This window comes from Aureibaculum koreense, from assembly GCF_034296135.1.
Classification (GTDB): domain Bacteria; phylum Bacteroidota; class Bacteroidia; order Flavobacteriales; family Flavobacteriaceae; genus Aureibaculum.
Window position 1 is genome coordinate 117,850 of sequence record NZ_JAXKVV010000006.1, and the last position, 23,522, is coordinate 141,371.

At 33.9% G+C, this 23,522-nt stretch carries 17 protein-coding genes and 1 riboswitch; of the genes, 7 read left to right on the plus strand and 10 right to left on the minus strand.

Features of this window, described 5'->3' with window-relative positions; genetic code table 11:
- Window positions 1-23: 23 nt before the first annotated feature.
- Genes UMM65_RS07700 through UMM65_RS07720 form a run of 5 tightly spaced genes read right to left on the minus strand, consistent with a single transcriptional unit; the run spans window position 24 to window position 4,772 of the window.
- Window positions 24-1,289, minus strand: coding sequence for a POTRA domain-containing protein (locus tag UMM65_RS07700; protein WP_321975917.1), 1,266 nt, complete (start codon window positions 1,287-1,289; stop codon window positions 24-26).
- On the minus strand, window positions 1,286-2,035 hold the full coding sequence (locus UMM65_RS07705; RefSeq protein WP_321975918.1) for a hypothetical protein: 750 nt from the start codon (window positions 2,033-2,035) through the stop codon (window positions 1,286-1,288). The genes UMM65_RS07700 and UMM65_RS07705 overlap by 4 nt, the downstream gene beginning before the upstream one ends.
- Window positions 2,025-3,047: a glycoside hydrolase family 113 gene (locus UMM65_RS07710; protein ID WP_321975919.1), complete on the minus strand. Its 1,023-nt coding sequence runs from the start codon at window positions 3,045-3,047 to the stop codon at window positions 2,025-2,027. Before UMM65_RS07710 ends, UMM65_RS07705 begins: the two co-directional genes overlap by 11 nt.
- A gap of 50 nt (window positions 3,048-3,097) precedes the next feature.
- On the minus strand, window positions 3,098-4,030 hold the full coding sequence (locus tag UMM65_RS07715) for a hypothetical protein (RefSeq protein ID WP_321975920.1): 933 nt from the start codon (window positions 4,028-4,030) through the stop codon (window positions 3,098-3,100).
- A 28-nt stretch (window positions 4,031-4,058) separates the two neighbouring features.
- Entirely contained in the window at window positions 4,059-4,772 is a 714-nt protein-coding gene (locus UMM65_RS07720) for a DUF547 domain-containing protein (protein WP_321975921.1), read from the minus strand.
- Between the two features lie 118 nt (window positions 4,773-4,890).
- Between UMM65_RS07720 and UMM65_RS07725 the strand changes: the two genes are divergently transcribed.
- Genes UMM65_RS07725 through UMM65_RS07750 form a run of 6 tightly spaced genes read left to right on the plus strand, consistent with a single transcriptional unit; the run spans window position 4,891 to window position 11,921 of the window.
- Window positions 4,891-6,237, plus strand: coding sequence for an NAD(P)/FAD-dependent oxidoreductase (locus tag UMM65_RS07725; RefSeq protein ID WP_321975922.1), 1,347 nt, complete (start codon window positions 4,891-4,893; stop codon window positions 6,235-6,237).
- 9 nt (window positions 6,238-6,246) lie between these two features.
- Complete coding sequence (locus UMM65_RS07730; RefSeq protein WP_321975923.1) at window positions 6,247-7,878, plus strand: 4Fe-4S binding protein; 1,632 nt, start codon at window positions 6,247-6,249, stop codon at window positions 7,876-7,878.
- Window positions 7,868-8,344 carry a toxin-antitoxin system YwqK family antitoxin gene (locus UMM65_RS07735; protein WP_321975924.1) on the plus strand — a complete coding sequence of 159 codons (477 nt, stop codon included), beginning with the start codon at window positions 7,868-7,870 and terminating at the stop codon, window positions 8,342-8,344. Before UMM65_RS07730 ends, UMM65_RS07735 begins: the two co-directional genes overlap by 11 nt.
- Window positions 8,341-9,030 (plus strand): glycosyltransferase family 2 protein, encoded by a 690-nt coding sequence (locus UMM65_RS07740; protein ID WP_321975925.1) that lies wholly within the window; start codon window positions 8,341-8,343, stop codon window positions 9,028-9,030. The genes UMM65_RS07735 and UMM65_RS07740 overlap by 4 nt, the downstream gene beginning before the upstream one ends.
- The gene (locus UMM65_RS07745; RefSeq protein ID WP_321975926.1) at window positions 9,030-10,529 is read left to right on the plus strand and encodes a cellulose synthase family protein; all 1,500 of its coding nucleotides are present in this window, start codon (window positions 9,030-9,032) and stop codon (window positions 10,527-10,529) included. Before UMM65_RS07740 ends, UMM65_RS07745 begins: the two co-directional genes overlap by 1 nt.
- 6 nt (window positions 10,530-10,535) lie before the next feature.
- Window positions 10,536-11,921, plus strand: a complete 1,386-nt coding sequence (locus tag UMM65_RS07750) for a mannosyltransferase (protein ID WP_321975927.1) — start codon at window positions 10,536-10,538, stop codon at window positions 11,919-11,921.
- Here UMM65_RS07750 and UMM65_RS07755 read toward each other — a convergent pair.
- The 5 genes from UMM65_RS07755 to UMM65_RS07775 form a co-directional block, all read right to left on the minus strand.
- A complete protein-coding gene (locus UMM65_RS07755; protein ID WP_321975928.1) occupies window positions 11,885-13,222 on the minus strand; it encodes a Gfo/Idh/MocA family protein in 1,338 nt (445 codons plus the stop codon). The genes UMM65_RS07750 and UMM65_RS07755 overlap by 37 nt on opposite strands.
- A 95-nt stretch (window positions 13,223-13,317) precedes the next feature.
- A complete protein-coding gene (locus UMM65_RS07760) occupies window positions 13,318-14,277 on the minus strand; it encodes an NAD(P)-dependent alcohol dehydrogenase (protein ID WP_321975929.1) in 960 nt (319 codons plus the stop codon).
- A 109-nt stretch (window positions 14,278-14,386) separates the two neighbouring features.
- Window positions 14,387-15,418 (minus strand): YncE family protein, encoded by a 1,032-nt coding sequence (locus tag UMM65_RS07765; protein WP_321975930.1) that lies wholly within the window; start codon window positions 15,416-15,418, stop codon window positions 14,387-14,389.
- A 5-nt stretch (window positions 15,419-15,423) separates the two neighbouring features.
- Window positions 15,424-17,250, minus strand: coding sequence for a TonB-dependent receptor plug domain-containing protein (locus UMM65_RS07770; protein ID WP_321975931.1), 1,827 nt, complete (start codon window positions 17,248-17,250; stop codon window positions 15,424-15,426).
- A 35-nt stretch (window positions 17,251-17,285) separates the two neighbouring features.
- A riboswitch (cobalamin riboswitch) is annotated at window positions 17,286-17,509 on the minus strand.
- A gap of 120 nt (window positions 17,510-17,629) precedes the next feature.
- Window positions 17,630-19,312, minus strand: coding sequence for a PNGase F N-terminal domain-containing protein (locus tag UMM65_RS07775; RefSeq protein WP_321975932.1), 1,683 nt, complete (start codon window positions 19,310-19,312; stop codon window positions 17,630-17,632).
- Between the two features lie 187 nt (window positions 19,313-19,499).
- Here UMM65_RS07775 and purL point away from each other — a divergent pair, with 187 nt between their 5' ends.
- Window positions 19,500-23,225, plus strand: a complete 3,726-nt coding sequence (purL, locus tag UMM65_RS07780; RefSeq protein WP_321975933.1) for a phosphoribosylformylglycinamidine synthase — start codon at window positions 19,500-19,502, stop codon at window positions 23,223-23,225.
- The last annotated feature ends 297 nt before the right edge of the window (window positions 23,226-23,522 follow it).

The following is a 23,522-nucleotide window of genomic DNA, read 5'->3' on the forward strand; positions in this document are numbered from 1 at the left end:
AATTTTATTGGCCGTTCAAAAGATTAGAAGTACTGCCCTACCCCAAAAACAAATCCTTTGGTACCATCACTTCTTAAACTATGGCCATAGTCAATTCTTAAAATAGCATTGTAAATTCTTTTATGCATTATCCGTAATCCAATGCCCGAAAAAAGTCTTATATTTTCATCATTGGTAAAATCATTTAATTTTCCTCCCGGATTTCTCCAAGATCCTGCATCTATAAAGGCATTTCCTTGAACGGAAAACCAATTCTTTTCAAATAAAGTATGACGATATTCACTATTTAAGACTATACTTCCCGTTCCTCTATCTACCAAAATGCCCACACCTCTTAAATTTATGTTATTGTCCAAAGAAAATGGTGCAAATGGGCTATCGTTATTGGTAGATAAACCCATTCGAAGTCTATTTGCCCAATTGCCTTTTGTGCCCATTCTTCTAAAATAAAAAAAATCGCTCCAGGCAATAAGAAAATTATCATTGTTCTTTTCTTCTGATTTAACCAGTTGGCCGTAAAACTGACTTTTGAAACCATCAGGATATTGGTAATTATATTTTAAATTATCGTAAGTATAAATAAATTTGTACAACAGCTTGTTCAGGTCTAAGTTTAGTGGAGTACTAGCATTGGTTGCTCCGCTTAAATAATCATATTTTTCTTTAAATATGTTAATACCCAATTCAAAATGATTCTTTGAATTCAATTGGTACAGCCCTAAAATTTCTAAAGATATATTGTTATACTTATAATTTGCAACATCATCATCAAAATAAAGAGGCTCTTGACTTTTCCAGTTTTGGTGGTTAACGGCTAGTCCGAGTTTTTTGGAAAACAATTGTGGAGCTCTAAAATTCACTGCATAAGTATCAAATCCATTGTTTTGGTAAAAACCACCAAAACCTATATTCCTACCAAACGTATTATAATCATAAACTCCTAATTTATAAGCGATTGAACTTCTATTGTTGGTCCAAAAGTTTACTACCGGTATGATAGTGAAATTTTCCTCAATAGTAATTATGATTTGATATTTATTATTTTCCTTGGGCGTAACTGTATATGAAGCATGTGAAAGTGCAGGCAGTCTCTTTAAACGATTTATATCATCATTTAATAAAGTACTGTCAAGTGGCTCTCCAACTTTACTATCTAAAATCCTTTTTAAATAACCAACTTTAGTTTTTTTAGCACCATTTATTTGTATTGAAGATACTTCGCCCTCTTGAGAAAATCCTTCAAAAGAAATTAAAAATAGTATTAAAAAAACTAACAACTTCAGTTTCATTGCTTTGTAATAAAAGGTTTTTGAATTACCAAATTAACCCAATTATCTTCACTCACACCCATTAAGGTAAAACCATATGAATTATCAATTATTAAATTAGGCGGAGTATTTCTAGTAATGTTCAGAACCACATTACTTAAATTGTAATACTGAAACCATTTATCATAGGTATATGTGCCCGACAACAATGTATTGTCTTTATCTGTTATTACTTGAAAATAGATAGCATTTTCTGCTATAGCACCATCGTTCCAACTAAATTTTGGCATAGTACTTTGTACAAAGTCAATACTAACATTATCCGTCCACTCCGTTGGTTTTGTTTGGTGTTTTAATCGAATAGGATTTGACTTGTGTAATTTCCCTTCGGTTTTATAGGTTACAATGCACCAAACTTCTTTAGTATTGTTTCTTACAAAACGCTCTAAATATCCATTAAATATGGCTTCACTTTTATAGATAGCTGGCTTATAAAGTGAAAAATCATCCTTATCTACAGCAATGTTGGCTGTCTCAAAATACTGAATTTCTTTAGCCCCGGGAACAGGGTAATAAAAAATATAAGAAATATCAGTATTTAATTCATCGCTTGCGGCACAGGCAATTACTTCGTCTAATTCTAGTTGAGAATTTATACTGATATACTCTTGTAGATTTTGATAGGTATCTTCTACCTCATTATCGGTACAAGAATTTACAAATACCAAAGAAAGTACTAACCATGTTAAAAATAACCTATTTTCCATACAATTGTTTTAACAAAGTTTCGGCCGGTTTGTTTTGAGGTGTAAATCTGTGGTTATTTTCCCCTCCAGCATTTTGATGATCAGTGTGCCATTTCCATAAAAATCCTCCGGCAAACCAATCTTCTTTCCAAAATTGATTATGTAATGCCTGTAATGCATTTTCTTGTCCCTCTAAATTTACACCATCGTTTTTATGACTTGAATTCCACGGCTCTTTTCCTGTATAATCAACACTTCTGTAACCAAATTCGGTAAATAATATTGGTTTTTGAAAAGTTGATTGCACATTTTTAATCTCTTCTTTATGTGGTTTCCAGCCCATTTCCAATTCATTTACAGATGGCGTCTTAACATCGCTCAAGGGAAAATAGGCATCAATTCCAATAAAATCTAAATCTCTCCAAAAAGTAATACGTTTGTATTCGTCCCAATTTGCCGCATAAGTCAACTTTCCTTTATATACTTCTTTAATGTTACTTATTAAATCGTTCCAATACTCTGGTCTATTTAATACAAACTTTTCCAGCTCGGTACCTATACAGAAAATTTCAGCATCCAGTTTTTGAGCCAAATTTGCAAATGCCAAAATATATACTCGGTAAGAATCTTCGAGAATTTTCCAATCTTCTTCTGTATGCATTTCAATTAAACCTGTATAAGTACCGCCCCAAACCCATAATTGTGGCTTGATCATGATTTTAATGTCGTCTCTAGGGAAATGTTTGGCATATTGTTCTATACCAATCAAAGTTTCGCCGTACCATTGTCTGTCTGATGAAAAATATACCTCAGGAATATTCAAATCCCTGATAAATGCAAAAGGCATTAAGGTAATATAGTTGCTGTTTACATTTAATACGGGATTTACATTACTACTATTTATGGAATCTTTGGAAGCCACAAAACTGATTCCATTTATTTTTTCGGTTGTGGCATTAACGCCAACTTCTTCTTGGGAACACCCAAAAAGAAGTTGTAAGAATAATATTATGGTAGTAAGTAAACGCTTCACGATTATTAAATCTAAATCATAATTAAGAATAGTAAATTTAAGGTTTTAAATTAAAGCAACCATCTTAAGCCTAAACTATAGGTTTGCCCAAGCCCCTGAAAACTATAACCTCTAACAATTTTAGAGAAAGAAACCTCAACATTTAAAGCATTGGTCAACTGATATTTACCCCCAAAACCTAAAGCAGTAGAATTTTGAGAAAAATTATTTCCTAAATCTACTAAAAAGGATTGTTGTGCATTTGCAAACACCGTAGTTTTATAGTTCGGAAAATAACTCAGATAAGCACTTAAAGGTACAAACAAGCTATTGTTTGCAAAATGCTCCCCAACATTTGAGGAGTTAAAATCTAAATCTTCTCCTTTCTTACCAAAATTAAATCCAAAATCGGCTTCAGTAAAAATTTGCCATTTACCAGCTCCAAATGTATTATCATAAAAGAATTTTGTTTCCCAATTAAAACTTTTCTTATCTAAATAAGGTGGGTCGTTAAATTGACCAGGTAGCCCTTCATCTTTAAAAACAGGAATATACAGAGAACTTGTAAAAGAAAAGTTGCCCACATTTGCAAAAGGTTGCACCCTAATAGATGGTGCAATGGTGGTTAAACCACTTCTAGCATTGGTAGTGTTATTTTTAAATTTAAATACTTCTAATGCACCTGCCCCTCCAAAGGTGTTGGATCTTACTTGAAGAATTACTCCAACATTTATTCTCGAATTTTCACTAACTCCAGTATAAATTTCGGTAGTATTTGTAAAAAAGGTTTGCCTATCAATTTTAACGGACTTACTGCCTTCGTCAGTAGATTTTGTTTGTGTGTAAATGCTATTAAAAAATTTAATGTCCCATTGCCCTTTTCTTAACAATTTTGACGGTGTATATTCTTGTATATTACTTGTTTGAACCGCATCGTCGTCTTCTTGAGCATTACTTGTAAATACTACTATCAAAAGAATTAGCAGACTGATAATTTTTTTCATTGTTTTCTTGTTTAGTTGTTTTTTGCTTTTATTGTTTATTTAATTTCCAGTTATAGGTAAAATAGCCCAACTTGAAATTACTTGGTATTTTTTCTGTTCTATACTTATTAAGAAAGTCTATTTCTTTTTTTCCGTCCATGGTAAAATCTTCTTTATACCATTTTAAAATTTCAGATCCCAGTACTTTCTTTTTCTTGGTATCTACTTTTATAAAACTACCATTAATGGACAATTTGGTTTGTTGCTCTAACTGGGCATCTAATGTATTGGGCATATACGCTTTACTGATTAAAGGTGGACAGCCAACAGCTCCGCAAACCAGTACAAAGTGAAAACGTGGATCTTTAAATTGTGCCCTAAGTAGTTTATGCTCAATATCGTTCAGCGTAATTTTCTTGCCGCCTACTTCGTGCTTTATTCTATCGAAAAAACCAGCTTTGTCCAAGGGTGATTTAATAGGATAATTGTCTATAATTCCTTTGATAACAGAAATATTATAAGCATTTATCCAAAAAGCCTGATATTTGTCGGCATCGGTCTTTTCAATTGAAATGGCTTTTGCGATTTTTAAAATTTCATTTAACTTGTCAGGATTCTTCTTTATAGCATCGTAATCTACTTTGCCGTCGGATACATAGGTTTTAAGAAAGGTATCGGTTTTGCTAAAAAAAGTATCTATACCTTGTGAAAATCCTAAATTAAAAGAAAATAATACGAGTAATAATTTAATTTTATGTTTCATGAATCATAGTTTTTGTAATGTAACATCAAAAATACAGTCTACTTAGTCAATAGAATGTTAGGTAGCTTACATTTTTGAAAAAAAAGTTATTTTAGTTTTGAACTAAATTATAATTATCATGGAGCACATAGTTATTATCGGCAACGGCATTTCTGGCATAACCGCCGCTAGGCACATCAGAAAACTGTCTGATAAAAAAATTACAATTGTATCTTCTGAAACCGATTACTTTTTTTCACGTACCGCTTTAATGTATGTTTATATGGGACATATGAAATTTGAGCATACCCAACCCTATGAAGATTGGTTTTGGAAAAAAAACAGGCTTAAACTAAAAAAAGGATATGTTGAGCAAATTAACACAGAAGCCAAAACACTTATTTTTTCCAATAATGATACTTTAATATATGACAAGCTGATTATAGCGACCGGTTCTAAACCCAATAAGTTTGGATGGCCAGGTCAAGACTTAGATGGCGTACAAGGGTTATATAGCAAACAAGATTTAGATGGCGTTGAAAAATATGCCCCCAATAATAAAATTTGTAAAAGGGCTGTAATTGTTGGTGGCGGACTTATTGGTATTGAACTCGTTGAAATGCTAAATTCCAGAGATATCCCCGTAACTTTTTTAGTTCGCGAAAACAGTTTTTGGAACGGTGTTTTACCTGAGGGCGAAAGCAATATGTTAAACAGACATATCAGGAATCATCATATAGATTTACGATTAGGCGTTAATTTAAAGGAGATAAAATCAGATGCTAACGGAAAAGCGAATGCCGTAGTTGTTGCTGAAACAGAAGAAGAAATTACCTGTGATTTTGTAGGTTTAACTGCTGGTGTTTCACCTAATATAGAATTTATAAAATCCTCAAAAATTGAAACGAACAGAGGTATTCTGGTAAATAAATATTTAGAAACAAATATAAAAGATGTTTATGCCATAGGTGATTGTGCAGAACAACAAGAACCAATGCCAAACCGAAGACCAATTGAAGCAGTTTGGTACACAGGGCGGATGATGGGAGAAACACTGGCACAAACTATTTGTGGTAATAAAATGGCCTACAAACCTGGACATTGGTTCAATTCAGCCAAGTTCTTAGATATTGAATATCAAACCTATGGTTGGGTTTTTGCCCAGCCCAAAGAAAACGAAGCTCATTTCCATTGGATTCATAAAGATGATATGAAATGTATTACGATTGCATTTGATAAAAATAGTCATGAATTTTTTGGGATCAATACTTTCGGAATTAGAATGCGTCATGATTATTTTGATCGTGTTTTAACGGAAAACCGTGATGTAAATTACGTTTTAGAACATTTAGCGGATGCCAATTTTGATCCGGAATTTTATAACCTTCACGAAAAAGAGATTGTTTCGAAATTCAATTCAGAAAACAATACGAACATCCAAATTAAAAAGAAAAGCTGGAAACGCATTTTTCAAACCGCCAACTAACCGATAGCAATGAAAACAATAAAAAATATAGGATTAGTTATTTTCCTGATTGGACTAGCTATTTTTACAGCGAGCATTTTTACAGGATCGTTTAATTTAAATGAGTCAGAATTTGAAGCTTTTATAGATGCAAAAGATTATAAAAGTACAATTATAAAAGACGAACTTAAAAAAGCAGTTGTTACCGATGAAGATTTAAACATTTTTGAATTTTCAACCCGAGTAAGAAAAGCCTATCAAGCCTCAAACGATTATTATGATGGTTTAATAGCAAAGTACGACACCGAAAAGAACTGGGATAAAAAAGGCGAACAATTTCAGTACAAAATTTACGGAAAACCACATACCTTAAGTTATGAAATTGCTAAAAAAGCAGGCTCGGGTTTTGTAAAAGAGAACGCTGGGCTTATGTGGTGGTTAACTTTCGGTCTGGCCATAATAGGTGCTCTACTTTTTATACTCCCAAATTTTATTCTATTGGGTAGCAAAGGCATCAAAAACAATGGTATCTATTTAGAAGCAAGCACAAACCGTGGTTGGATAGCTTGGTTAGTATTGGTATATCTGGTTTCCTTCTATTTATTGTTGTATTTCTTTCCTGACTATGTGGTTGTCTGGACTTATATTTTAGATCCCATAAGTAAATTTTTAAACGGCGGACCAGCCAGTCAGTGGTTTGTATATGGTTTTTTATACTGTACAATTATGCTCGTTATGGCAGTCCGTATGTATATTAAATACAGGCATAATAAATACCAAGTCATACGCACAACTTCCGTTTTATTCTTTCAAATTGTATTTGCATTTTTAATTCCTGAAATTATGACCAGCCTGAATATGCCGGGGTACGATTTTAAAAATGCTTTTCCTTTAGACTACGATTTTTTCTTTGAATGGAATTTAGAGAGTTTAAGAAACAGTGGTGCCATTGGCTTATTTATTCTGGTTTGGGGAATTGTACTCACTTTAATTATTGTTCCAGTGATGGTATATTTCTTTGGAAAACGTTGGTATTGTAGTTGGGTTTGTGGTTGTGGCGGATTAGCTGAAACCTTGGGAGACCCCTACAGACAACACTCCGACAAAAGCTTGAAAGCTTGGAAATTAGAACGTTGGCTGATTCATGGTGTTTTGGTATTCTCTCTATTAATGACAGTTGTAACCTTATATTGCTATTTCTCTGGAGCCGAATCGTTCTTAGGTATAAAATCACAATGGATTAAAGATACCTATAGCTTTTTAATTGGTGCTTGGTTTGCTGGTGTTATTGGCACAGGATTTTACCCTATTTTTGGAAATCGCGTTTGGTGTCGTTTTGGGTGTCCGTTAGCCGCTTATTTGGGACTTGTGCAACGTTTTAAATCTAGATTTAGAATTACAACCAATGGCGGACAATGTATCTCTTGCGGAAATTGTTCTACATATTGCGAACAAGGAATAGACGTTAGGGCGTACGCTCAAAAGGGAGAAAATATTATACGGTCCAGCTGTGTGGGTTGTGGAATTTGCTCAGCGGTTTGTCCGCGTGGTGTACTAAAATTAGAAAATGGCCCTGAAAAAGGACGTATTAATCCTACCGAAATTCTATTAGGTAACAATGTTGATTTAATGACATTGGTAAACAAAAAAAATGAAGCTTAAAATCCTATTTATTTTTCTATGCCTTTCTAGCTCCATAATTGCTCAAAAGCAATATCATAAAAGCTATTACGATAATGGTAATTTAAAAACCGAAGGTTGGTTAAACAATAAAATAAAAGTAAACTATTGGAAAACATATTACGAAAACGGTACTGTAAAAAGTGAAGGGCATTACACCAAAGGAAAGCCCTCAGACTACTGGCACTTTTATAAAGAAAACGGTTTAAAAGAAAAAGAAGGTCATTTCAAAAATGGTAAAAAATGTGATTGGTGGCTATTTTTTGATACTAAAGGAATTATTTCATTTAAAGTTCAATTAAAAGACAATATTAAAAATGGTTATTGTTTGAGGTATAAAAACGAAAAAATTGTGAAAATTGAAAAGTATTTAGATGATAAAAAAATCAACGAATGGACCGATTTAAAGTCCTTCAAAAAAGATAATAAGCTATCAGACCTTTTATGACGCTAATAAAAGTAATAATTCCTTGCCATAACGAGGCTGAACCAATAACCAATGTAATTAATGATATACCAAGTATTGTTGATGAAATTATTGTAGTAAGTAACAATTCGACAGATAAAACCGAAGAGAATGCCAAAAAAGCAGGGGCAACGGTTTTATCAGAAACTAAAAAAGGATACGGTTACGCCTGTCTTAAAGGCATAGATTATATCAAAAAATTACCTAACAAACCAGATGTCATTGTTTTTCTAGATGGTGATTATTCTGATTACCCGGAAGAATTGACCAAAATTGTCGCCCCGATCATAAAAAACAATATAGATTTTGTAATAGGTGCCAGAGTAAAACGACTACGAGAAAGTGGGTCAATGACGCCACAGCAAGTTTTTGGCAATTGGTTGGCCACTTTTTTGATGAAACTTTTTTTTGGTTCAAAATTTACCGATCTAGGCCCCTTTAGAGCTATTAAATATGAAAAATTACTCGAATTGAACATGGAAGATAAAACCTATGGCTGGACGGTAGAAATGCAATTGAAAGCACTAAAACGGAACTTTACCTATGTGGAAATTCCCGTTAATTATAGAAATAGAATTGGGGTTTCAAAAGTATCGGGCACTTTAAAAGGTTCTGTTATCGCAGGTGTAAAAATTTTAGGTTGGATTTTTAAATACAGTTTCAAATAATGATCTTAAAAATTATTGTTTTTATTACGGTTGCCATTTATTCTTTAGCATTGCTAATTATATTTATCTATGCCTTAGCTCAATTAAATCTGTTGTTTAATTACCTTTCTAAAAAGAAAAATAATCCAACAGATGCAGATTCAAACTTATTAACTTCAGATGAGCTTCCTTATGTAACAATTCAACTGCCCGTGTACAACGAAATGTACGTGATGGAGCGTTTATTGGACAATATTGCCAATATTGATTATCCCAATGAAAAATTAGAAATTCAAGTATTAGATGATTCTACTGATGAATCTTTTGAGCAAACTGCTAGTAAAATTAAAAAACTACAAAAGGGAGGAATTGATATTAAACATATCCATAGAAAAGTCAGAACGGACTTCAAATCGGGTGCTCTAAAAGAGGGTTTAGTTACGGCTAAAGGAGAATTTATAGCTATTTTCGATGCTGATTTTCTTCCTCAAAAAGATTGGATATTAAAAACGATTCCCTATTTCAACGATGATAAAATAGGTGTCGTCCAAACACGTTGGGGACACATCAACAGAAATTATTCCATTCTTACCAAAGTTCAAGCTTTTGCCCTTGACGCTCATTTTTCCTTAGAACAGGTTGGTCGAAATAGTAAAGGTCATTTTATAAATTTTAATGGTACCGCTGGAATATGGCGAAAAGAATGCATCATTGATGCTGGCAATTGGGAGGGCGATACCTTAACCGAAGATCTGGACCTCAGCTACCGGGCCCAATTAAAAGATTGGAAATTCAAATATCTTGAAAACGTAGAAACTCCGGCAGAACTCCCTGTAGTTATAAGTGCCGCCCGTTCTCAGCAATTCAGATGGAACAAAGGCGGTGCGGAAAATTTCAGAAAAATGTCCTTTAGTTTAATAAAAAGTAAAACTGTTAGCACAAAAACAAAAATTCATGGTCTTTTACATCTTCTAAACAGTACTATGTTCTTAAATATCTTTATTGTTGCTCTGCTAAGCATCCCTATGTTGTATATTAAAAACGAATATATGGATTTGAAAGCATATTTTTATGTAATGAGCTTTTTTGTTTTAAGTACTGTTATTTTTTTTATCTGTTACTGGTTTGTCTATAAAGATATTCATGGTAAAGGTTTTAAAAATTTTGCTAAATATACAGGTATGTTTTTTTTGTTTTTTTCAATCGTTATGGGTTTTTCCTTACATAATTCAATAGCGGTTTTAGAAGGTCACCTCGGCAAACGAAGCGATTTTATAAGAACCCCAAAGTTCAATATCAATTCGCTTAAAGATAGTTGGAAAGGCAACAAGTATTTAAATAAAAATATTTCTGCCAATATCATTTTTGAGGGTTTATTAATGTTGTATTTTGCATTTGGCATGTATAGTGCCTTTGTTGTTGGAAATCAAGGTGGAGATTTTGGACTCTTTCCATTTCACCTAATGTTATTTTTAGGTTTTGGCTATGTTTTTATCAACTCCGTTACATCAAAAATATAATTTAAAATGTTAAAGATAAAATCACCACAAGCACTAGTGTTTTTATCGTTTGTTTTAAGTGCATTATTCTATTTCTATTTTGCTTATTTTTTGGTAAGAACAGACATAGTTTTGCTTATAATATTATATGCCGCTCTGTTTTTATTTTTCTATAAACTTGTCAAAATTTCAAGGCTTAGCTTTAGAACGCTGACGATTATGGCTATTCTTTTAAGATTGGTTTTTCTATTTTCCATTCCTAATTTATCACAGGATTTTTACCGCTTTATCTGGGATGGCCGTATGATATTGGAAGGCTACAATCCTTATCTATATACGCCACAGTCATTTATTGACCAAGGAATATTTCCTGTTCAACAAGCACTAGAATTATTTAATGGCATGGGTGCATTAAGTGCAGGTCATTTTACAAACTACCCTCCTATTAATCAATTGTGTTTTGTAATTGCCGGTTTATTTTCAGATAACAGTATCTTAGGTTCTGCAATTGTATTGCGTATTATTATCATAGCCGCAGATTTGGGCTCTTTGTATTTTGGAAAAAAATTACTTAAAAAACTTAATATACCTGTCAAAAATATCTTTTGGTATATCCTAAATCCCTTCATCATTATTGAACTTACGGGCAATCTTCACTTTGAAGGAGTTATGATTTTCTTTTTGATTTGGAGTTTGCATTTGTTACATTCGGGGAAGTGGAAAACAGCAGCAGTGGTTTTTGCATTATCTGTATCTACAAAATTAATTCCGCTCATCTTTTTACCACTTTTTTATCAATATTTCACAACTAAAAATACCATATCTTACAAAACGGGAGTTCTAAAACTGCTCAGTTTTTATGGCATTGTACTGATTTCATCCCTGCTCTTGTTTTTGCCTTTCTTTTCAATGGAATTCGTTCAAAATTATACCAAAACCGTTGGCTTATGGTTTCAGAATTTTGAATTCAATGCTAGCCTTTATTATATAGCCAGAGAAATTGGCTACCTTTTTAGAGGCTGGAACGAAATTGCTATCATTGGTAAGATTATTCCGTTGGTTGTTATTCTTTTTGTTTTAGTAGCAACTTTTGTCAGAAAAAATAAAAGCATGGTGCAATTGATAACAGCCATGTTATTAGTGTTGAGTTTTTATTATTTTACTGCTACTACGGTACATCCTTGGTATATTGCAACGCTCCTTTTTTTATCAATTTTTACTAGGTATAAATTCCCGCTTGTTTGGAGTTTTGTTATAGTTTTTAGTTATTTGGCATATGCTAACAGTAATAACACAGAGAATCTATGGATTATAGCTTTGGAATATTTTGTTGTATATGTAGTGGTTATAAAAGAAGTATTGTTCAAAAATAAGGACTATCTGAAAGTAGGCTTTTCCCACCCATTATTATAGGATGCTATTATCAATTCGTTCGCTTTATCATTATCTTTAAAACTATTCTTATCAGCGTCCCAAAATAGTTTTTCTCCTGTTTTATAAGCTATGTTACCCATTTGTGCATTGATTGCCGCGATGCTACCAGATTTTATTGGTGTATTCAAAATGTCAGGATTCTTAGTTCTAATTGCTTCAACAAAATTTTGAGTATGTAAATCCAAATAACTTATGCCTTTTGTTCTCGACTTTGGCTCAATAAACTCCATAGTATCCTTTGCAGCTTTTTCAACAATTACTTCATAACCACCTCTGTTAACTATTAATGTTGCATTATTCCCAATAAAAGCTATGCCTTCTGTACGTCCATATGGCCCAGAGTCTATTCCAGTAGCGTGTTCCCAAAGCATATTAAAATCTTCGTATTCAAAAATTGTTTGTAATGTATCAGGTGTTTCAGAAGCATCATCTGGATAAGCCAACTTACCTCCACTTGCCATAACAGACTTTGGTGTGGTTGCACCCATTGCATACAAGGCAATATCAATTTCATGCACTCCCCAATCGGTCATTAACCCACCTGCATAATCCCAAAACCACCTAAAATTAAAGTGAAATCTATTAGGGTTGAAAGGTCTATTGGGTGCAGGTCCAAGCCACGAATTATAATCAACTCCATCAGGTACCTCTTGATCTGGTTTTATGGCTACAGGTTTCATCCAACCTTGATATGCCCACACTTTTACCAAACGGATATTACCTAATTTGCCTGACCTTACTATGTCTATTGCCTCTTTATAATGCGGCCCACTTCTTTGCCACTGCCCAACCTGAACTATAGTTTTATATTTATTGGCTGCGGCAATCATAATATTACATTCTTCAATGGTATTGGCAATTGGTTTTTCAACATAAACTTGTTTACCAGCTGCACAGGCATCGACCATCATTTTACAATGCCAATGATCTGGTGTACCAATAATAACGGCATCAATATTCTTATTTTTTAATAATTCTCTATAGTCGCCATAGGTTTTAATTTTTTTGGCTGCTTTTTCATCTTTCGTTCGGACTTCTTCTACTCGTTTCTTTATCACATTTTTATCTACATCGCAAATACCAATTAACTCAACTCCTTCAATTTTAAGCATGGAAACGGTATTGGACCACCCCATACCATTACAACCAATAACTCCAATATTTAAAGTTGCATTAGTTTTGAATATTGAGTTTGAAAAGGCAGCTCCATAAGAAGGAATACTTAATGCTGCAGTACCTAGTGCCACATCTTTAATAAATTTTCTACGTTGTTTTTGCATGGTTAGTAATTTTTACTAAAGGTATGGAAAAAAGTTTATGGGTTTACCAGTTTAGTTGTTTATGCGTTTGGTTGGTGTTAATTTTAACTCATCTTCTAATATTTAATAACAACATTCCCCGTTTTTTCGCCACTTTCAACATAAGTGTAGGCTTCTTTAATTTGATCAATTGAATATTTCTTGTCAATGACAGGTTTAAATTTATCTTCTTTGATCAGTTTGGTTAATAACAAAACACTTCTTTTACAATTTTTAGGGATGGGAAAAATTACTCTTTTATTTCCAAAAAGTTTTGTTGTTAACGGTAGATATATATTTTCGGCATTTGGACCTAATTCGGATGATATATAAACCCCTTTTGGCAATAGTAAATGTTTACATTCTCTGAAATTACTTTTACCAACTGCATCAAAAATAAAATGATATTTTTCATCATCTTTTGTAAAATCTTCTTTCTGATAGTCAAAAACCTTATCAGCTCCAAGCGATTTTATCAAATCTATATTTTTAGTATTACCAACGGCAGTTACATAAACTCCATAATATTTTAGCAATTGTACAGCCGATGAACCAATAGCCCCAGTTGCACCATTCACTAAAACTTTTGTGTCTTTTGTTAGGTTTACTTTGTTTATAAAATTATAGGCGTAATGTGCTCCTTCTCCACAAGAAACCATTGCATCGTAACTTACGCCTTTGGGAATTAAAGTTACAGCTTTGTCCTCTCTTATTGTTAAATATTCTGCTTGCGAGGACAGCCCTTCATCATTAAATCCCCAAACGTTGTCGCCTATTTTAAATGATGTGACTTTTTTTCCAACAGATTCTATTTTTCCTGCAAAATCAGTCCCTGGAATTTGTGAACTTGGTTTAAATAATCCTGTAAAAAATCGAATCAAAAAAGGTTTGCCTCTTAAAATACCACAATCCGTCCTATTTACGGTTGTGGCATATACCCTAACCAAAACTTCATCGTCTTTTGGAATGGGCTTAATAATTTCTCCTACACTTAAAACCTCTGGAGATCCATATTTTGAGCGTAAAACGGCTTTCATCTGTTTATTTAATTTAAGCTAAATTAAATAAAGTTTATGAGTTTAACTGTTTATTAGTTTAGTTGCGAGTCCATAAACCTTTTAAATATCTAAACTCATAAACCAATTTTTAATCATTATCATAAGCACCGTTTGCTCCCATTCCTGCAGTAAATGTTTTTAAAAGTTTACCATCTAGGTCATATACAGTTACTTCAGAATTTTCTGAAAAGCCGTTAGCATTGGTGTAAAATAACTTATCATCAACCACATCAAAACCATAACCAAAGGCCCAAGAAGCACCTATAGCTTTGGTATCTACAAACTCGGTATTAGCCAAAGAAGTTGCATCTTTATTGAATTTAAAAATTTTAGAACCGGAAATAAAATAGATATAATTATCTTCTACTTCTAATTTACTGGCGTTAGAGAGTCCATCTTCAAATGAGATTTCTCCAATAACTTCATTTGAGCTTGTATTTACCTTAGTTATACCTGTGCTATGCAAGGCATATAAAACACCATCTTCTATCTCAATTGAGTTAAGGCCGTCTCCAACAGTTATCGTTTTTATTACAGTATTGTTGCTAGCATTTATTACAGTAATTTCATTTCCAGAACTATAAGAAGCATTCATAATATACAAGTTGCCATTATCCTTTTTTATTTCTTCTACCGTTTTCTCAATTACTATAGAAGTTACAAACGCAAAACTGGTGGCGTCATAAACCAATACCGATTTATCGGTACTATTGGTTACAAATAATTTTCCATTTTCTACCACTGCGTATCTTGGTAGTTTTAAGTTTTCGGTAATGGTAGTTATGCTTTTAAAGGTGTATCTGTTCACCACTTCTATTTTATTACTATTGTTTACTACCAAAAAAGCATAATCACCATCAAAAGCAATGGACTGAAATACATCACCAAGAGGTTTATCATTTACTTTTTCAAAAACACCATTGGTCTCTTGCATCAGGTCGTTATCAATAAATGTTATAGAAGCATTAGATTTGGTAAAATTACCTTCATTGCTAATAAAATAACCGTTGTCAAAATCGCCTTTGGGTATTGGTTTGGGGTCGTCTGAATTATCACAAGAGGTGAAGCTAAATAGTATAGCTAAAAATAATACACTGATTTTTAGAAATTTTTTGTTCATTTTTATTATAGTTTTAAAGTTAAATTAATATGATAGTTAATACCGGGCATCGGCCTGTACGAAACGGTTTTATAATCGCTGTTAAATAGATTGTTGATACCACCACCTACAATCCAATTGTGTTTTTTTCCGAAAGTATAATTTGCCGATAGGTTGGTCAATATAAAATCGTTGAGTACCGTATCGGGATTGTTGTTTGTATGCGTAAAAACCTCACCGGTATAAATAGTGTTTATCCTCGTAGAAAAATTCTTGATTTTATAGAACACTCCGAAAGTTGCTTTATGATATGGCACATAGGTTAGCTGATAGCCTGTTTCGTTATTTTTAGAAATAGTATAACTGTAAAGGGCATTGAGTTTTAATTGATGGTTATTAATAGCAAAACCGTAGTTCACATTGCTTTCTATTCCATAAGTTTTAACACTATTTGTGTTCATAGGCCTCCATAAATTGCCTGAGTATGGTAACCAGCGTATCAAATCGTCAATATCATTATAATAACCAGTCAAAATAAATTTTAAATTATCGAAAATTAATTCGTTGGAAAGCTCATACTGTAACGATGATTCCGCTTTCAAATCAAGATTTCCTGCTCCAGGCCAGTACAGATCATTAAAGGTGGGGATTCTATAATTTTTGGATATAGCTATTTTAAGTGCGTATTCAGGAATAGGTTGCCAATTGGTACCAACAGAAAATAAAACGGGACTTTCATAATCTTCGTTCAATTCCCCTCGTAATGTGGTCTGATAGGTAAACTTTTTTGATAATTGATGCTTTAGATAAAGATTGGCACTTCCTGAATTTCGTTTTACATTATCATAGTTTGTTCCTTTTGCGGTAGCTAAATTGTATTCTCCTCCTATATTTAACAGCAGTTTTTTGAACTGTACTTTATAATTATAATTGGCAATATATGTCCAGCCATTGCCGTTATTAGAACCTTCTCTGGTATCAAGTTCAGGATAGAACCTATACTTTTCGTTTAGTAAGGCAACCTTAACCGTTGATTGGTTTTTGCCCGATTTGTGCTTATATTCACCTAACAATCGTAAATGCTCATCGGTATATTTATTTCTTGTTTGCGTGGTTTCTAAAATTGATAAATGCCTTTCACCAGAAAACCAATTGGAATATACCTTAAACGTAGTTGCAGCATTGAGTTTATAAATACCATTTATAGATGCGTTGATGTTATAAAACTGTCCGTTTTCGTTACGATTATCCGTATCCAAATATTTATAGTCGTTATCGGAATCTAAATAGCTTACACCGATTTGCAGATTCGTTTTTTTACCTGAGATACTGTGGTTTGTGTTTAGGTTTTTAGTATTAAAACTCCCGTAAGAAGCACTGATTTCGTGGGTGTTTTTTTGATAAACCTCTAACTTGTTATTCAAATACACTACCCCACCAATGGCTCCTGTTCCAAATTGTGTGCTTCCACCACCGGGACGCACCAATACTTCCGAGATATTTTGTGTATTAATAAGGTTGAAATCCGTTTGTCCTAAAAATGGAGAATTGATGTTAATACCATTCCAAACCACAGCAGTTTGCTGAGCAGTAGTACCTCTAAATGATGCCGAAGACACCATTCCAAATCCGTTTTCTTTAAAATGAATGGGAGTCTCAAATTGTAAAACTTCGGTTAGTTGTGGACGGTAATTTGATAATTGTGCCTTAGAAATAGAAATAATAGGTTGCCCAACGGATTTATCTTCCAATTTTTCTGCAAATAGATAAACCGTATCCAAAACAGTTCCTTTTCCTTGCGAATAGCCAAGAAAAGTACATAAAAATAAAATGTAGGCGATATAATATCTCATAATTTCTGTTTATCCCGAACAGGTAATTTTGTTTTAAAATGTGTTTGTAATTGGCAGGTCTCCTGGCTTGCGTCTTATTGTTAACCTTCCCATCTCGCCGTCGGCGGACAGTGGTAAGCAGTCTTTACAATAAGCATTCCGACGCGTCGGAACTAAGCGTACAGTTGCGGGAACAGCTTCTGATTTTAACAGAATTCCCTTTTAATTTCCACTTCTAGTTCTTAGTTAAAAGTGTAAAACCAATACGTGGCAAAGATAGATTAATTAGTATTAAGAACAAAGAATTATTTGGGATTATGATTGAGCTGGAATATCGAGGACAAAAGGTCAAAAAATGTACGTTGCATTAGGTAGAAATTTAAACAACTGATAAATTATGTTATTCATCCAAAGAAAGAGTTCCCGTCAATACGCCCGTCACGCTCCAATGGCTAAAACTACTCCCTTCATCTTCTCCTTGGTCAATTACAACTTGAATAGTATGCTTACCCGGTTTTAACGCTGTTAACGGAATATAATAAGGTGGTGTTGGTGTTCCCGGACACCAATTGGAACGGCTTAGATCACTGGAAGATAATCCATTTCCAAAATTACCTGAGGCAGGATTCGAAAAACGATAAGTAGCACAATCCGTACGCCATGGAACGATTTTGAAAACTTCTTTGCCATCGATAAAAATTTTATTCATTTTAGGAACAAACTCATCTCCCCTGCCCCATCCACCATGGCCTGTGGTAGTAAACAACAATTGTAAATCTTCAATGTTTTTTGGAATTTCAAAATGAACTGTTAGTGTGTCAGTTTTGAACAATCGTCCATAATTCTGACCTGACATTTCCAAAGTATTTACGGTAGAAAATAAAGGTTCAATATATTTAGAGGTTTTAGTTTCATCTACTCTAAACGAAGGGTAAAAGTCTAACTCAAGGCTTACCTTATGGCCACCTTTATCATAATTCCCTATAAAAACCCCAACCCAAATTTCATCAACATTGTTTGGAATTAATGGAGTGATTTCTTGTTTATAACGTACATCTTCTGCCCAATCGTAATTATTTATTACACGTTTATCATTAAAATAATCTGCACCAAATGAGGTAAAAAATCGCATAATCTCAACGGGTGGTTTATAATTTTCACTTTTAATTATGCCTTGATATTTTTCTCCTGTATTATCGGTATAAATCGGTAATTGATCCAATCCTTTTAGGTAAGCGTCCATCACCGAAATGTTTTCATCTACAGGAATTATAAACACCGAACCCGTTCTGTCATACGCATCACCATTGGAACGGCATTGTAATTTTACAAATATGTTACCGCTGTTTTTTAGCTCTGGTGTGAGTTTTATTTTTTTCATAATTACCGAACCCTTGCTCAAACGGTACATTTTATCAATCTCTAAGCTGTTAGCATCGGGAACCTCAATTGAAGGGTCAAAATTCACAATTTCATTATCAAAAATGGGCACTTTTATAAACCTAGAATTTATTTTGATTTCTTCAAATTCGGGCGTGGTAACCTCTTGTGCCTCATCGGCAAGATATTTGCGTGGGGCTGCTTTTTTATTTTTCTCGATAGAACTTGCTAACAAAATACGATTTCCATTTATTATTATTTTTAACACTAAGGCATTTTTACTCGGCAAAAAAGTAGGACTTGGCGAACCTTTTATAGTAGCTTTTTCCGTAAACCACATTTCAATCGTATTTGAAAAATAAGAATACTTTGCGTATTTGCATTTATAGCCTAAAATGGTTTCCGGCTTGTCTTCAAAAATAGGCTTGGGCAGACTATCAAACGGAGTAACTTCTTTAAACAATTTGTCATTATATTCTGTTGTACTTACAATTTCATTAGTCTTATAATCGGTAAATTGTTGAATTTTATCGTCGCTTTCGGATAAAAATACAATTTGATTTTGATAGGTAATCGTTGTTTTTCTATCACTCTTTTTTCCGTTGGAAATATTGTCGTATTTAATGTTATAGCTAACTGGGTTCTTTTGAGTGTAGGCTATGATCGGGATGATTAGGAGGAGAGTGTAAATTATTTTTTTCATGATTATACTAACTAAATTAATGGAGACGCAATTTACCTATTTTCAATAAACTAATTATAATGATGAGTACAAAATATAACCGTTAGATACTAACAATACTATGTTAAAAACAATTCATCTTTTAATCATTTTTTAATTATGTATAAAGGTCAAAATATGTATTTTTACTGCTCACAAAATCAAAGTAATGATCTATTTTTTTGGAGAGCCACAAAACAAAGTATTTGCAGTACAAACCCGCCTAACGGACGGGCAGGCCTCAACCAGTTTATCAAGTGAAACTATAACCAAACTCACTTGGTTGTTTGGCAATAAAACCTTATTACAACAAGCATCTGTAGATGCTTTTTTTGTTGGTCCTCGTGCCGCAATGATAACACCTTGGAGCACCAATGCCGTTGAAATCACCCAAAATATGGGTATTGAGGGTATTATTAGAATTGAGGAATTTGAGACTGTTAACGAAGATTTTTCTGATTTTGACCCTATGCTTTTTCAGAAATACAAGGTGTTAAATCAAGAAATTTTTGATGTTCATATTCAACCAGAAAAGGTAATTGAAATTGAAGACATTGCCGCTTATAACGAACAGGAAGGACTTTCTTTAAGCGATGATGAAGTTGAATATCTCGAAAATTTATCAGCAAAATTATTTAAGGAATCTGGAAGAAAATTAACGGATTCGGAGGTTTTTGGATTCTCACAAGTAAATAGCGAACATTGCCGTCATAAAATATTCAATGGCACTTTTAAAATTGATGGCAAAGAAAAACCAACTTCTCTGTTCAAACTAATTAAAAAAACATCGGAGACATATCCTAATTCTATTGTTTCGGCATATAAAGACAACGTTGCTTTTATAAAAGGCCCAAAAGTGGAGCAGTTTGCACCAAAAACTGCTGACAAACCTGATTTTTATGAGGTAAAAGATTTTAACTCGGTTATTTCATTAAAAGCGGAAACGCATAATTTTCCAACAACTGTTGAGCCTTTTAACGGAGCTGCGACAGGTTCTGGTGGTGAAATTCGTGATAGATTGGCAGGTGGAAAAGGTTCGTTACCACTAGCAGGAACAGCGGTCTATATGACTTCCTATTCTCGTTTAGAAGAAGAGCGTCCATGGGAACAAGCCATGCAGGCACGTCCTTGGTTGTATCAGACACCTATAGATATTTTAATAAAAGCATCCAATGGTGCTTCTGATTTTGGTAATAAATTTGGTCAACCATTAATTTGTGGCTCGGTATTGACTTTTGAACACGGAGAGCATAATAGAAAACTGGGCTACGACAAAGTAATTATGCAAGCGGGCGGCATCGGTTATGGAAAAGCGGAACAAGCCTTAAAAGACACACCAAAAACGGGCGATAAAATCGTATTGCTAGGTGGTGATAATTATAGAATCGGTATGGGTGGTGCCGCGGTTTCTTCAGCAGATACTGGCGAATTTGAAAGTGGCATTGAGCTTAATGCCGTACAACGATCTAATCCCGAAATGCAAAAAAGAGCGGCTAATGCCATTCGCGGAATGGTAGAGAGTGATGAAAATCATATCGTTTCCATTCACGATCATGGAGCAGGTGGACATCTTAATTGTTTGTCAGAATTGGTTGAAGATACCGGCGGTAAAATTGACTTAGATAAACTTCCTATTGGTGACCCAACTTTGTCTGCAAAAGAAATTATCGGAAATGAATCTCAAGAAAGAATGGGATTGGTAATAGGACAAAAACATTTGGAAAATTTACAGCGTATAGCAGAGCGTGAGCGTTCCCCCATTTATACTGTTGGTGATGTTACCGGAGACCATCGTTTTACTTTTGAGTCAAAAACTACCAAAGAAAAACCAATGGACTTAGCCTTGGCTGACATGTTCGGTAGCTCTCCAAAAACAATTATGAACGATATTACTGTTCAACGTAAATATAATGATTTAACTTATGATTCCGAAAAGTTTACAGATTATATAAAACAAGTTTTACAACTAGAAGCGGTTGCTTGCAAAGATTGGCTAACCAACAAAGTTGACCGATGTGTAGGCGGTAAGGTTGCTAAACAGCAATGTGTAGGTGCTTTACAATTACCGCTTAACAATGTTGCGGTAATGGCATTAGATTTTAAAGGCAAAGAAGGTATCGCCACAAGTATTGGCCACTCGCCTATTTCGGGATTGATTGACCCTGTTGCGGGCAGCAGAAATTCCATTGCGGAAGCATTGACCAATATTATTTGGGCTCCTTTAGAAGAAGGGTTAAAAAGTGTATCGTTGTCAGCTAACTGGATGTGGCCATGTAGAAACGAAGGTGAGGATGCTCGTTTATACGAAGCCGTTGAAGCCATTTCAGATTTTGCCATTGGACTGGGAATCAATGTTCCTACAGGAAAAGATTCTTTGTCCATGAAGCAGAAATATCCTAACGAAGAAGTGATTGCTCCTGGGACGGTAATTATTTCAGCAGCAGCTCATTGTAACAATATTACTAAAGTAGTTGAACCTGTTTTACAACTAAATAAAGGTAGTATTTACTATATCAATCTTTCACAAGATAATCATGAATTAGGCGGCAGTTCTTTTGCTCAAATTTTAAATAAAATAGGCAGCAACGCTCCCACAATCAAAAACTCAAAACGGTTCGCAACTATTTTTAACACAATCCAAGATTTAATTAAAAATGAAAAGATTGTTGCCGGACATGATGTCGCTTCTGGCGGATTGATAACTACATTATTGGAAATGTGTTTTGCCGATTCTAATTTGGGTGCGGAAATTGATTTATCTGAGATTGATGAAAAAGATACGACCAAGCTATTATTTTCTGAAAATGTGGGAATTGTTTTCCAAACCGCAGATAATTCAGTTGAAAAAACCTTAACCGATGCCAATATTGAGTTTTTTAATATAGGGAAAGTCAATTCTTCTGAAACCCTAACCATTTTTAATCACAACAATAAACAAACCTTAAGCATTCCTGAATTAAGAGATGTTTGGTATAAAACTTCGTATTTGTTGGATGACAAACAAACTGCAAATGATCTAGCAAAGGAGCGGTTTGATAATTATAAAAACCAGCCTTTAAAATATGTTTTCCCAAAACATTTTACTGGTAAACTAGATAATGTCACTTCGAGTGATTTTTTGAAGAAAAATAGTATTGAGAAGCCTAAAGCCGCCATACTCCGTGAAAAAGGAAGCAATTCCGAACGCGAAATGGCAAATGCTATGTATTTAGCAGGGTTTGATGTAAAAGATGTCCATATGACGGATTTGATTTCCGGTCGTGAAACCCTTGAAGACATTCAGTTTCTAGGTGCCGTAGGCGGATTTAGCAATTCGGATGTGTTGGGTTCTGCCAAAGGTTGGGCAGGGGCTATTAAGTACAACGAAAAAGCCAATAAAGTAATCAACGATTTTTTTAAACGTGAAGATACTTTGTCCGTTGGAATTTGTAATGGCTGTCAGTTATTTATGGAATTGGAACTTATCAATCCCGACCACGAAATTCACGGAAAAATGTTACATAACGATTCTCAAAAGCACGAAAGTTCGTTTAGTTCTGTAAAAATCCAAGAGAATAATTCGGTAATGTTATCAAATTTGGAAGGTTGTACTTTAGGGGTTTGGATAAGCCATGGCGAAGGAAAATTTAACTTACCACTGCCAGAAGAGAATTATGACATAGTAGCTAAATATGGTTATGCAGAATATCCTCACAACCCAAATGGTTCAGATTACAATACTGCCATGTTATGTGATAAAACTGGACGACATTTGGTAACTATGCCACATATTGAGCGTTCTACATTTCAATGGAATTGGGCAAACTATCCCAAGGGAAGAAAAGATGAAGTTTCCCCATGGTTAGAAGCTTTTGTGAATGCTAGGAAGTGGGTTGAGGAGAAAAGCCCATCCTAAATCCTTCACTCAGGGAATGACTTTTACAACTGGTGAAATAATTTTATTAACTGTTTTGAAAGTGTAAATTTTCAAACTTGATTTGCAACTTGTTACTATTTTCAATTTGAAAAATTCCAATTTGAACGGCTCCCCCCTTCAGACGAAGGGAGGTGGATTCCGTTTGCGGAAGACGGACACCGTCGGCAAAAGCCTATGGCGTCGGACGAGGGTTTGAAAATCCAAACCTCAATATATTAACACAAGTTTGAGATAAACACCAATAGTTCTGGATTTTCAAACTCCCCTTTCTTCGCT